This window comes from Psychroserpens luteus, assembly GCF_015319355.1.
Taxonomy (GTDB): domain Bacteria; phylum Bacteroidota; class Bacteroidia; order Flavobacteriales; family Flavobacteriaceae; genus Psychroserpens; species Psychroserpens luteus.
Genome location: NZ_JADILU010000003.1, coordinates 207,732 through 220,139, shown reverse-complemented (window position 1 = coordinate 220,139; position 12,408 = coordinate 207,732). Strand labels below are relative to the sequence as shown.

Here is a 12,408-nt window from a genome sequence, read left to right as displayed (position 1 = left end):
TACATCATCGTATTTTACTTCATCACAAAAGCCTTTTAAGATGCAAACATTAGATTGGATTGTACTTATTAGTACACTATTGCTTATTGTTATCTACGGAACGTATCAATCGCGAGGTAGTAAAAATGTACAAGATTTTTTAAAAGGTGGAAACACCTCAAAATGGTATACGATTGGATTATCTGTCATGGCAACACAAGCCAGTGCAATTACGTTTTTATCAACGCCTGGACAAGCGTTTAACGATGGGATGGGATTTGTGCAATTTTACTTTGGGCTACCAATAGCCATGGTTGTGATTTGCATGGTATTTATTCCTTTGTATCATCGTTTAAAAGTTTATACAGCTTATGAGTTTCTAGAAAATAGATTTGATTTAAAAACCAGAACATTAACAGCTATTTTATTTCTTATTCAAAGAGGTTTAGCTGCAGGAATTACCATTTTTGCTCCTGCAATTATTTTGTCTGCTGTGTTAGGTTGGAACCTATTACTACTTAACGTCATCATTGGAGTGCTCGTTATTATTTACACCGTTTCTGGTGGAACAAAAGCTGTAAACGTCACTCAAAAGCATCAAATGATTGTGATTTTCACAGGAATGATTATCGCATTCTGTTTAATCATAGATAAGCTACCAGAAGGCATTACATTCTCAAAAGCGCTTGATATTGCAGGAGCTAGTGGAAAAATGGAAGTTTTAGATTTCTCTTTTAGTTTGGATAATCGTTATACGGTTTGGAGTGGACTTATTGGTGGTACATTTTTAATGCTTTCTTATTTTGGAACAGATCAAAGTCAAGTGCAACGTTATTTATCTGGAAAATCTTTGAAAGAAATGCAGATTGGGATGATGTTTAATGGACTTTTAAAAGTGCCAATGCAATTCTTTATTTTACTTGTTGGTGTTATGGTATTTGTGTTTTATCAATTTAATGAAGCACCTATCAATTTTAATCCTAATGCAACTGAAATCGTTTTAAATTCGGAATATGCAGACGAATACAAGACTATTCAAGAAAAACAAAGTATCAATTTCAATGAAAAGCAAAGCATCATAAATGATTATGTGGAAAGCAATAATCCTAATGCTGCAAAAATGATTGCTGTACTAAATGATAACAGTGATCAACTAAGAACTCAGGCAAGAGAATTAATAGATAAAGCTGGCGATTCTCGAAACATAAAAGTAGAAAGTAATGATAAAGATTATGTCTTTTTAAATTTCATTTTACACAACTTACCTCGAGGATTAATAGGCTTATTACTCGCTGTTATTTTAAGTGCAGCTATGTCAAGCACTGCCAGTGAATTAAATGCTTTAGCAAGTACAACTGCTATGGATTTGTACAAAAGAAATACTTCGGAAAAATCAGATTCTGAAATGGTAAAAGCCTCTAGATATTTTACTTTAGCTTGGGGAATTATAGCCATTGGTGTCGCCTGTGTTGCCAATCTTGCAGAGAATTTAATCCAACTTGTCAATATCATTGGTTCTATTTTCTACGGAAATGTGCTCGGTATTTTCCTTTTAGGCTTCTTTTTCAAATTCGTTAAAGGAAATGCTGTATTTGTAGCTGGTCTAATTACTCAGGTATTGGTTATTGGGTTATTTCTACTCAATGAATATGATTACATCAACTTACCATTTTTATGGTTGAATTTTGTTGGATGTGCTATCGTTATTTTCATCGCTTGTATCATACAATCATTAACATCAAAAAATGACTATGCAGCAACCTAAAACAATAAATTGGGGAATTATAGGTCTTGGCAACATTGCCAATAAGTTTGCTCACGATTTACTTAAAGTTGAAAACGCAAAACTCTATGCTGTAGCGTCTCGAAATCTAAACAAAGCTAGTGAGTTTGCTAAAAATTATAATATAGCTCACGCTTATGGTAATTACCAAGCTTTAGTTGAAGATCCAAATATTGACGCAGTCTATATCGCAACACCTCACGCATTTCATAATGAACACACTATTTTATGTTTAAATCACAAAAAAGCAGTGTTGTGTGAGAAACCTTTCGCCATGAATTTGGGTGAAGTTGAAGAAATGATTGCCACAGCAAAAGCAAACAATACCTTGTTGATGGAAGCGATGTGGACGTATTTTCTTCCGCATTATCAATTTGTTTTACAACATATTAAGGATGAAACCTTCGGGAAGATTGTGAAGATTGAGGCAGATTTTGGTTTTAAACCAGAAATAGATATGACGTCACGTGTATTTGATAAATCTTTAGGAGGTGGGAGTTTGCTCGATATTGGCATCTACCCTATTTTTGCTGCATTGTCTACTTTAGGAGAACCTATCCATATTGAATCTAAAGCGACATTTTTTGACAACGATGTTGATTCGTCATGCTTGATGTTATTTAGTTATGACAATGGTGTTGAAGCTCATTTAAAAAGTACGCTTCTAGAAAAAACACCTACTGAAGCGATTTTCTATTGTGAACGTGGTACCATTAAAATAAATTCTAGATTTCATGGACCTTCTAATGTGACACTAATTTCTGAAGGAAAAGAAGAAACCATAGATTTTGATGTCACGACAAATGGATATTATTACGAGGCTCTTCATTTTAATCAACTCTTAAGAGATGGTAAAAAAGAAAGTGATGTGATGACGTTTGATTTCAGTAAAAAACTTATAAAGTTACTTGATACTGTTAGATCACAAATAGGTCTCAAATACGAATAAAAAAAGACCTTTTGAGAAATCAAAAGGTCTAATTATTAAGTTTTAATATTTCCGAAGAAAATTATAGTGCTCCCCATTCTTTAAGAGAATCCATGTTTTGCTTCACATAATTTTGGTTTCCAGCTTCTTTAGCTGCAGCCATAGACTTTTTTGCTAATTCAATTGCTCCTTTTTTATCTCCAGCAGCAGCATAGATTAATGATTGCTTTCTAACTTGCCAAAAACCTGGCTTTTCAATCATTGACATTGCTTTGTCAATCCATTCTTTAGCTTTCTTAATATCTTTACCAGACGTTAAGTAATATTCTGCAGCAGCATAATAATCATTTGCACTTGGTCCAGCCATTATTTTATCAATTGCAGTTGTAACTGTCTTATCTGTTGGTACAGTAAAAGGAATCCCTACATAAGACTTTTCCCAGATGATATCAATAGTTCCTCCTGAAGAAGTGATATTATTAATATCCATAGTCATTGTTTCAATACTCATAGGAATCTGCATGACATCTACTTTAGCAGTTGCAGCAACTTTACTGTCATCCCATTCAGCGGGAACTCCCCAATTTTCTGTATCTGTGTAAAACATAACATCCCACTGTGTAGCAGAGTTTAATTTTGTAAAGATTGCGTAAGATCCAGCTTTTAGATCTTGACCTGCAATAGTTACATCGTCACTAAAAGTAATGATTGAGTTTTTGTTTGCTCCTGTTCTCCACATCCCACCATAAGGCTCTAAATCTCCAAAAATTGCTCTTCCTTTTACACTTGGTCTTGAGTACTCAATAGTAATATCTGTCAATCCAACTTTCTGTTCTAATTTAGAAAACGGACTTGGTGCAGGTGTTTCAATTTGCGCGTAAGCTGCGAAAGACATAGCAAACACTGCAAATACTAGTAATAATTTTTTCATAGTTGTTTTTTTAAATGATTAGTTTTTAATTCATGTAAATTTACAAACTAGCACGTGCTATGTTTGTTAAGGAAAACTTAAAATAAAGAACTTCACCTAATCACATTGCCCAAAAGAAAAATAAATCTATTTATAGAATTTTCTATCAATACAACTTAGAAGCATTCATAAACTTATTACATATAGGTTGTTCACTAATTCATTAATACTATTATAAATTTATCTGAATATATAATGTCTTGTTAATTTTGTTTAACTATTAATAAAAAAGGCTAAACATTTTGTATTTTTGTTATACAATTTACAAGTCATGGCAAAAAAGAAAAACATTACAAATAGCAATATAATTTCATTTTACATGGATTATGTCTTAGAGCATAACGAGCAACCAAAAACAGTTTATGATCTTGCTAAAGCAAATAATTTTGAAGAGCAAAAATTTTATGAGCATTTTGGATCACTAGAATCTGTTGAAAAACATGTGTTTACTGAGTTTTTTAATAATACAATTACGGTACTTAATAAAAGTGGAGATTACCAATCCTTTGATCCTCGTAATAAATTACTAAGTTTTTATTTTACTTTTTTCGAAAATTTAACTGCAAATCGTAGTTATGTGAAATATGCCTTAGAGCACAACAAAAACAATCTTAAAACTTTGAGTCAACTTAAAGATTTAAAACATGTTTTTACAAGTTATATAGAATATTTAGAGATTGATCTTATTCATATCAAACAAGAGCAAATTGATAGAATTCAACAAAGAGGACTTAAAGAAACTGCTTGGCTACAACTATTATTAACCATGAAGTTCTGGATGGATGATACATCTCCAAGATTTGAAAAAACAGATATTTTTATTGAGAAATCTGTGAATACAAGCTTTGACGTTTTAGATGTTGCTCCACTTAGACGACTAATAGACTTTGGGAAATTTATTTTCAAAGAAAAAATACAAATGAATTAAACGCTTCATAATGAAAACTATAGATAAAATACCTACTTCCAAAATTCAACGCGCAACCAAATTGGTATCTACAGGTGCCAAAGTTGGCGTTAATTATCTCAAATATTATGGAGACAAATTAACTAAAACTGAAATTGAAGCCAAAGAACGTTTAAACCAAAATAATGCAGAAGATATTTACGACGGACTAAAGCAACTCAAAGGAAGTGCACTTAAAGTTGCACAGATGTTGAGTATGGAGAAGAGCATAATGCCACAAGCTTATGTAGAGAAATTCTCACTGGCACAATTCTCTGTTCCTCCTCTATCTCCTCCTTTGGTTTTAAAAACATTTAAAAAATACTTCGGAAAATCGCCAAACGAAATTTTTGATACTTTCAATGCAACTTCTGTAAATGCTGCAAGTATTGGACAAGTCCATATTGCAGAAAAAAACGGGAAGAAGCTTGCTGTGAAAATCCAATATCCAGGAGTTGCAGAGAGTATCTCATCAGACTTAGCTATGGTTAAACCTATTGCAATGAGTATGTTTAATATTAAAGGAAAAGATTCTGATAAATATTTCAAAGAAGTTGAAGGCAAACTCATTGAAGAAACAAATTACATTTTAGAAGTTGAACAAAGCAAAGAAATTGCACGTAAATGTGCTCATATTCCTAATTTATTAATTCCTCAGTATTACGAAGAATTATCCTCAGAACGCATCATTACCATGGATTATATGGAAGGTGAACATCTTTCTGAATTCACATCTTATAATACAAGCCAAGAATTTTCAAATCAACTGGGACAAGCGCTTTGGGATTTCTATATGTTCCAGATTCACAACTTGAGAAAAGTGCATGCAGATCCGCATCCTGGAAACTTTTTAGTATCTGACGAAGCCAAATTGATTGCTTTAGATTTTGGTTGTATGAAAACTATACCTAATGAATTTTATGTACCATATTTTGAATTAGCTGAAAAAGAAAACATCAATAACCGTGAAAAATTTGTAGAGAAATTGTACCAACTCGAAATATTAAGAGAAGATGACAATGCCAAGGAAGTTGCATTCTTTACAGAGATGTTTCATGAAATGCTAAGTCTATTCACGCAACCTTTACATGCAGAAATCTTTGATTTTTCTAATGGAGATTTCTTCGGAAAAATAGCAGAACTCGGAGAACGTTATTCAAAAAACACAGAATTGCGTAAAATGAATGCAAATCGAGGATCAAAGCACTTTATTTACATCAACCGTACATTTTTCGGACTGTATAATTTAATGTTTGATTTGAAAGCTAAGGGTATCAAAATCAATAATTTCAAAACATTATAATGACTTACATTGATAATGAAGAGTTTGATACATTTGACCATTTATACAGAATTAATCTGATAAACAGTTGTTCTGGATATAAGTCTGCTAATTTATTAGGCACCAAATCTGCAAATGGCATTGAAAATGTTGCAGTATTCAGTTCTGTAACTCATATAGGATCAAATCCTGCAATGCTAGGTTTTTTCTGCAGGCCAACTACGGTTACTCGAAACACTTATGATAATATAAAAAGTACTGGATTTTATACCATTAATCACATACATAAATCCATTTTAGAAGATGCACATCACACATCTGCCAAATATGATTCTCACATTTCAGAATTTGATAAAACACAGCTCATTTCAGAATATAAAAAAGAATTTCATGCGCCTTTTGTAAAAGATGCACCACTCCAATTAGCAATGGAATTTGTAGAAGAATATCACATTAAAGCAAACGATACGATATTAGTCATTGGAAAAATCGTAGGTTTATATGTAGATAATGAGCTACTTGAAAACGATGGGTTTATAAATCTATCAAAAGCTAATGTCGCAGCAATTAATGGTTTAGATGGTTATGCTGTCCCAAAAACAAACACTAGATTAGAATATCAACGACCTAAATAATATCACACATGAAGATTCTCGTAACAGGTGCAACAGGATATATTGGTAAACGGTTAATTCCGTTATTAGCAAACAGTGACCACCATGTTGTTTGTGCTGTACGAGATAAATTACGAGCTGATAAAAGTTATGCAGAAGATGATACTATTGATGTGGTTGAAGCAGACTTTTTAAAACCAGAAACACTTCATAACATTCCAAATGATATTGATGTTGCGTTTTATTTAATTCACTCCATGTCTAATTCTTCAAAAGATTTTGAGTCACTTGAAGAACGCTGTGCTGTTAATTTCAAAAATCAACTTGAAAAAACCAATGTCAAACAAGTCATCTATCTCAGCGGAATTACAAATGAAGAGAACCTTTCCAAACATTTACAGTCACGAAAAAATGTAGAAGACAGATTAAAATCTGATAAATATGCTACAACAATTTTCAAAGCAGGAATAATTGTAGGTTCTGGGAGCTCCTCTTTTGAAATCATAAGAGATCTAGTGGAGAAATTACCATTTATGATTGCTCCAAAATGGTTAAATACAAAAACGCAACCTCTAGCTGTTAGGGATGTTCTCGCATTTTTACATCGTAGTGTCGGTCGTGAAGATTTATACAATAAATCTTTTGATGTTTTTGGTCCAGAAATTCTAACCTACAAACAAATGCTTTTACAGTTTGCAGAAGTAAGAGAACTAAAACGATACATACTTACAGTTCCTGTAATGACACCAAAGCTATCATCATATTGGTTATATTTTGTGACATCAACGTCTTATAAATTGGCATCATCGTTAGTTGATAGTATGGGAATTCAAATTATTGGAAAACCTAGTCCTATTAACGAACTGCTTAATGTTGAACCTTTGTCTTACAAAGAAGCAGTCTCTCTGGCGTTTGAGAAAATTGAGCAAAATAGTATTGTTTCGAGCTGGAAAGACTCTATGGTTAGTAGCGGACGATTAAAAAATCAACTTCATAAATATATTAACGTCCCGAAGTATGGTTGCTTCAAAGATTATAAAGAACGACCAGTTGAAAACGCAAAGAAGACCATTGATAAAATTTGGAGTATAGGAGGAAAAACGGGTTGGTATTATGGAACATTCCTATGGAGAATTAGAGGTTACATCGATAAACTTTTTGGTGGTATTGGACTACGTCGTGGTAGAACAAGTCCAACCGATTTAGACGTTGGAGATGCTCTAGATTTTTGGCGAGTCATATTTGCTGATAAAGAGCAACAAAAACTATTACTTTATGCTGAAATGCGCCTTCCTGGTGAGGCTTGGCTAGAATTTAAAATAGAAGACGGTTTACTTAAACAAACAGCTACGTTTAGACCTCGCGGACTTTGGGGACGACTCTATTGGTACAGTGTTTTACCATTTCATGAGTTTATCTTTAGAGGCATGATAAACAAGCTTGTTGATGTCTAAACACAAAAAACAACAACTTCCAACCAAAACTTGTCTAGTATGTAAATTACCATTTAGCTGGAGAAAAAAATGGGAGAAGAATTGGGAGAACGTAAAATATTGTAGTGAAAGATGCAGGAGACACAAAACGACATAGGATTAGTATGGTTTAGAAATGATTTAAGAGTTCAAGATAATTCTGTTTTAGCAACAGCTATTAAAAATCATAAATCTATTATTGCATGCTATTGCTTTGATCCAAGACATTATGATGTATCCAACTTCGGATTTAAAAAAACAGAAAAATACAGAGCTCAATTTTTAATTGAAACCATTGAAAATTTAAAAGTAAATCTCAAAAAAATAAATATTGAGCTATTTGTTTTTAATAAAGCTCCCGAAATCATAATTCCGTTATTAGTAGAAAACTATGATTTCAAATCCATCTATCTGCAGAAAGAATGGACAAGTGAAGAAACTCAAGTTTTAGAACATCTCAAATCTTCTCTTCACAACGGTATAAAATTTAAAGAGTATTACGATCAATTTTTATTTCATCCAGAGGACATTAAAATGAGATTTGATGAGATTCCGAATGTATTTACTGTCTTTAGAAAAAAAGTTGAAAAACATGTAAGTGTTAGAATTTCCGAGGATATTCATTCCGTAGAAAAAATTGAAAGTTTAAAGAATGACACTCAAATACCGAATCTTGAAGATTTAGGTTTTGCTTTATTTGAAGTCCACCCAAAATCTGCATTTTCCTTTAAAGGCGGAGAGGATTCTGCATTAGCACGACTAAACGATTACTTTTTTGAAACCAAAAAAATAGGCGTTTATAAGAAAACTAGAAATGGATTGATTGGAACAGATTTTAGTTCAAAGTTTTCGGCTTGGTTAGCAAATGGAAGTATTTCAGCAAGAACTATCTATTGGAATGTTATAAAATTTGAGGAAAATCATTTAAAAAACGAATCTACTTATTGGCTCATTTTTGAATTGATTTGGAGAGATTATTTCAAATACATATCGCTTAAACACCAAAACGACATTTTTAAAATTGAAGGTATTCAACATAAAGATTATGATTGGAAATCTAACCAACGCGAAGTTCAAAAATGGATTAATGGAGAAACGAGATCAAATTTTGTAAATGCTAACATGATTGAACTCAAAAAAACAGGATGGATGAGCAATCGTGGTCGACAGAATGTCGCATCATTTTTTGCCAAAGAATTATTTCTAGATTGGCGCATTGGAGCTGCTTATTTTGAATCTATGCTAATTGATTATGATGTGCATTCTAACTACGGAAATTGGATGTACGTTGCAGGTGTTGGAAACGACCCAAGAAACAGGAAGTTTAACGTAGACTTGCAGGCAGAGCGTTATGATAGTAAGGGGAAATTTCAACAAATGTGGTTACAAGAAACACTTTTTTAAATGAAAACACTCAGACTTATTTTAGGAGATCAACTCAACATAAAACATTCATGGTTTAAAGAAACTAATGATGATGTTGTGTATTGTCTTTTTGAAATGCGACAAGAAACAGATTATGTGAAACACCATATTCAAAAAGTGATAGGTTTTTTTGCTGCTATGCGACAATTTGCTGAAGACTTAAAATCTAAAGGTCATGACGTCGTTTACTATAAATTAAATGACAAAAATAATACACAAATCTTAACAGATAATCTCCAACTTCTAATCAAAGACTATAAAATAAAACGTTTTGAATATATTTTTCCAGATGAATACAGATTAGATCAACAACTAAGAGATTTCTGTGAGCAGATTGAAATAGCATGTGAGACTATTTCCGCAGAACATTTTTACACAAAGCGAGAGGACTTAGCAACCTTCTTTAAAGGCAAAAAACAATATCTCATGGAAAACTTCTACAGAGATATGCGAAAAAAACATGATATCTTAATGGTTGCTGGCCAACCTGAAGGTGGCAAATGGAACTATGATAAAAGCAATAGAAATAAATGGAAAGGTGATATTCCTATTCCGACATATAAATGGTTTAAAAATGATATTTCCGAAGTAAAAAAAGACATTGATACTGCAGGCATTAAAACCATTGGAAGATTTGAAACTAAAACATTCTCCTACCCTATTTCTCGTATTCAAGCAATTGAACAGCTAAAATATTTTTGTGAAGAACTTCTTATTCATTTTGGAGATTATCAAGATGCGATGCATACAGATGAAGCGTATTTGTTTCATTCGAGATTGTCTTTTGCCATGAATTTAAAACTTATTTCCCCAAAAGATATTGTTACCTCAGTAATGAATTATTATAGAAAACATGGTGAGGACATCAATATCTCACAAGTTGAAGGTTTTGTAAGACAAGTCATTGGCTGGCGAGAATACATGAGAGGCATGTATTGGGCTTTAATGCCAGAATATAAATCTAAAAACGAGTTGGACAATCATAATAAACTCCCAGATTTTTTCTGGACTGGTGACACAAAAATGAATTGTCTAAGACATGCCATAAACAATTCTCTAGATAACGGTTATGCGCATCACATACAACGTCTTATGATTACTGGTAATTATGCCTTATTAACTCAAACTCACCCTGATGAAGTGGATGATTGGTATTTGGGCATTTATGTAGATGCCATAGAGTGGGTTCAAATCACAAATACGAGAGGAATGAGTCAATTTGCAGATAGTGGAAAAATTGCTACAAAACCTTACGTATCCTCAGGGTCATATATAAATAAAATGAGTAATTATTGTGGTGATTGTCATTACAATAAATCCAAAAAAGTTGAAGATGATGCTTGTCCGTTTAATAGTTTGTATTGGAACTTTTTAGATGATAAACGCGAGCAACTTGGTAAGAATTTCAGAATGGGAATGATGTATAGTTTACTAGATAAAATGGATAGACAAGATCTTCAAAATATTAAAAAGAAAGCACAATATATTATAGAGCATCAAGATGAATACTAATAAACCTTTACTGCATATTGTTTGGTTAAAACGCGATCTTCGTTTAGAGGATAATGAAGCAATTTTTAATGCATTAGCAACAGGTGAGCGTACGCTTTTACTTTATGCATTTGAGACGATGTTAATAGAAGACAATCATTACAGCGAGCGTCATTGGAATTTCATTAGAGAATCTATTAGAGACTTAAACGAGTACTTAAAACCTTTGAATTCTAAAATTTTAGCTGTTAAAGCAGACATGATTTCAATCATTAATCAATTGATGTCACAGTATACTATTCGCGATATATATTCACATCAAGAAACTGGGATTCTCGTCACATATAACAGAGATAAATCTTTCAAACGTTTTTGTAAAAACAATTTAATTACTTGGCATGAGAATATTCACAATGGTGTACAACGTGGATTAAAAGATAGAGCGCAGTGGACAGAAAAATGCAATGCATACTTTGAAATCGAACCTTTGATATTTTCTCCTTCGGAAAACCAATTACTCAACATCAAAGAAATTAAAGAATTAGAGCGCTTACTTCCAAAAACTTCACTAAAAACGCCTGAAGATGCTATTTTTCAAAAAGGCGGACGAACGATAGGTTTAAAATATTTAGAATCCTTTCTAACAAAAAGACATGTGAATTATATGTTTCATATTTCTAAACCTGAATTAGCAAGAAAAGGGTGTAGTAGAATTTCTCCTTACATCGCTTGGGGAAATTTATCAATAAGAGAAGTGTATCGTAGAACATATTTATTAAAAAAAACAGCCACAAATAAAAAACCTCTAGATGCTTTTATGTCTCGACTAAGATGGCAGGCACATTTTATTCAAAAATTTGAAATGGAACACACCATGGAAAATGAAAGTGTGAATAAAGGTTTTTTAAATTTAAAAAAAGACATCTCTAAGCAATATCAAATTGCATGGGAAACTGGACAAACAGGTTACCCACTGGTTGATGCCTGCATGCGTTGTTTACATGAAACTGGTTATTTGAATTTTAGAATGCGTGCTTTAATAGTATCTTTTCTAACACACAATCTTTGGCAACCTTGGCAGTCAGCTTCACAGCATTTATCAAAAATGTTTTTGGATTTTGAACCTGGTATTCATTTTCCGCAATTGCAAATGCAAGCTGGAGAAACAGGAACTAATTTGCTTAGAATTTATAATCCCATTAAAAACAGTTTAGAACATGATCCTGATGTTGTTTTTATAAAAAAATGGGTTCCTGAGTTGAAGGATTTAGATATTAGATTTGCCCATGAACCCTATTTAATGACTGAAATGGAACAGCAGTTTAATAATTTTCATTTAGGTAAGGATTATCCTTATCCCATAGTAGATATGGATGCTACACGAAAGAAAGCCAGCAACACGCTTTGGAATCTTCGAAAAAACAAAAAAGTACGAGAAGAAAGCAAAAGAATCCTGAACAAGCATACGTACAAAAATTAAAATTTCTACAGATAAAAATTAATTTTCAGCCTAATTAG

General features: G+C 32.5%; 11 protein-coding genes. 10 read left to right on the top strand and 1 reads right to left on the bottom strand.

Features of this window, described 5'->3' with window-relative positions:
- Positions 1-40: 40 nt before the first annotated feature.
- Both IM744_RS07960 and IM744_RS07955 read left to right on the top strand, forming a co-directional pair.
- On the top strand, positions 41-1,744 hold the full coding sequence (locus IM744_RS07960) for a sodium:solute symporter (protein ID WP_194507596.1): 1,704 nt from the start codon (positions 41-43) through the stop codon (positions 1,742-1,744).
- Positions 1,731-2,711: a Gfo/Idh/MocA family protein gene (locus IM744_RS07955; RefSeq protein WP_206694475.1), complete on the top strand. Its 981-nt coding sequence runs from the start codon at positions 1,731-1,733 to the stop codon at positions 2,709-2,711. Before IM744_RS07960 ends, IM744_RS07955 begins: the two co-directional genes overlap by 14 nt.
- Positions 2,712-2,772: 61 nt before the next feature.
- Here IM744_RS07955 and IM744_RS07950 read toward each other — a convergent pair whose 3' ends face one another.
- Positions 2,773-3,621, bottom strand: coding sequence for a DUF2911 domain-containing protein (locus tag IM744_RS07950; RefSeq protein WP_194507594.1), 849 nt, complete (start codon positions 3,619-3,621; stop codon positions 2,773-2,775).
- 310 nt (positions 3,622-3,931) lie between these two features.
- Here IM744_RS07950 and IM744_RS07945 point away from each other — a divergent pair, with 310 nt between their 5' ends.
- Genes IM744_RS07945 through IM744_RS07910 form a run of 8 tightly spaced genes read left to right on the top strand, consistent with a single transcriptional unit; the run spans position 3,932 to position 12,370 of the window.
- A complete protein-coding gene (locus IM744_RS07945; RefSeq protein ID WP_194507593.1) occupies positions 3,932-4,588 on the top strand; it encodes a TetR family transcriptional regulator C-terminal domain-containing protein in 657 nt (218 codons plus the stop codon).
- A gap of 10 nt (positions 4,589-4,598) precedes the next feature.
- Entirely contained in the window at positions 4,599-5,909 is a 1,311-nt protein-coding gene (locus tag IM744_RS07940) for an ABC1 kinase family protein (RefSeq protein WP_194507592.1), read from the top strand.
- Positions 5,909-6,523, top strand: coding sequence for a flavin reductase family protein (locus IM744_RS07935; protein ID WP_194507591.1), 615 nt, complete (start codon positions 5,909-5,911; stop codon positions 6,521-6,523). Before IM744_RS07940 ends, IM744_RS07935 begins: the two co-directional genes overlap by 1 nt.
- An 8-nt stretch (positions 6,524-6,531) precedes the next feature.
- The gene (locus IM744_RS07930; RefSeq protein WP_194507590.1) at positions 6,532-7,956 is read left to right on the top strand and encodes an SDR family oxidoreductase; all 1,425 of its coding nucleotides are present in this window, start codon (positions 6,532-6,534) and stop codon (positions 7,954-7,956) included.
- On the top strand, positions 7,949-8,092 hold the full coding sequence (locus IM744_RS07925; RefSeq protein ID WP_194507589.1) for a DUF2256 domain-containing protein: 144 nt from the start codon (positions 7,949-7,951) through the stop codon (positions 8,090-8,092). Before IM744_RS07930 ends, IM744_RS07925 begins: the two co-directional genes overlap by 8 nt.
- The gene (locus IM744_RS07920; RefSeq protein ID WP_194507588.1) at positions 8,068-9,378 is read left to right on the top strand and encodes a DASH family cryptochrome; all 1,311 of its coding nucleotides are present in this window, start codon (positions 8,068-8,070) and stop codon (positions 9,376-9,378) included. Before IM744_RS07925 ends, IM744_RS07920 begins: the two co-directional genes overlap by 25 nt.
- A complete protein-coding gene (locus IM744_RS07915; protein WP_194507587.1) occupies positions 9,379-10,911 on the top strand; it encodes a cryptochrome/photolyase family protein in 1,533 nt (510 codons plus the stop codon). It begins immediately after the preceding gene.
- Positions 10,901-12,370, top strand: coding sequence for a cryptochrome/deoxyribodipyrimidine photo-lyase family protein (locus tag IM744_RS07910; RefSeq protein WP_194507586.1), 1,470 nt, complete (start codon positions 10,901-10,903; stop codon positions 12,368-12,370). The genes IM744_RS07915 and IM744_RS07910 overlap by 11 nt, the downstream gene beginning before the upstream one ends.
- Positions 12,371-12,408: the final 38 nt, after the last annotated feature.

Bases quoted from the DNA above. Each gene is read 5' to 3' on its own strand.
- IM744_RS07960 (WP_194507596.1), top strand. From the start codon at position 41: ATGCAAACATTAGATTGGATTGTACTTATTAGTACACTATTGCTTATT.
- IM744_RS07955 (WP_206694475.1), top strand. From the start codon at position 1,731: ATGCAGCAACCTAAAACAATAAATTGGGGAATTATAGGTCTTGGCAAC.
- IM744_RS07950 (WP_194507594.1), bottom strand. From the start codon at position 3,621: ATGAAAAAATTATTACTAGTATTTGCAGTGTTTGCTATGTCTTTCGCA.
- IM744_RS07945 (WP_194507593.1), top strand. From the start codon at position 3,932: ATGGCAAAAAAGAAAAACATTACAAATAGCAATATAATTTCATTTTAC.
- IM744_RS07940 (WP_194507592.1), top strand. From the start codon at position 4,599: ATGAAAACTATAGATAAAATACCTACTTCCAAAATTCAACGCGCAACC.
- IM744_RS07935 (WP_194507591.1), top strand. From the start codon at position 5,909: ATGACTTACATTGATAATGAAGAGTTTGATACATTTGACCATTTATAC.
- IM744_RS07930 (WP_194507590.1), top strand. From the start codon at position 6,532: ATGAAGATTCTCGTAACAGGTGCAACAGGATATATTGGTAAACGGTTA.
- IM744_RS07925 (WP_194507589.1), top strand. From the start codon at position 7,949: ATGTCTAAACACAAAAAACAACAACTTCCAACCAAAACTTGTCTAGTA.
- IM744_RS07920 (WP_194507588.1), top strand. From the start codon at position 8,068: ATGCAGGAGACACAAAACGACATAGGATTAGTATGGTTTAGAAATGAT.
- IM744_RS07915 (WP_194507587.1), top strand. From the start codon at position 9,379: ATGAAAACACTCAGACTTATTTTAGGAGATCAACTCAACATAAAACAT.
- IM744_RS07910 (WP_194507586.1), top strand. From the start codon at position 10,901: ATGAATACTAATAAACCTTTACTGCATATTGTTTGGTTAAAACGCGAT.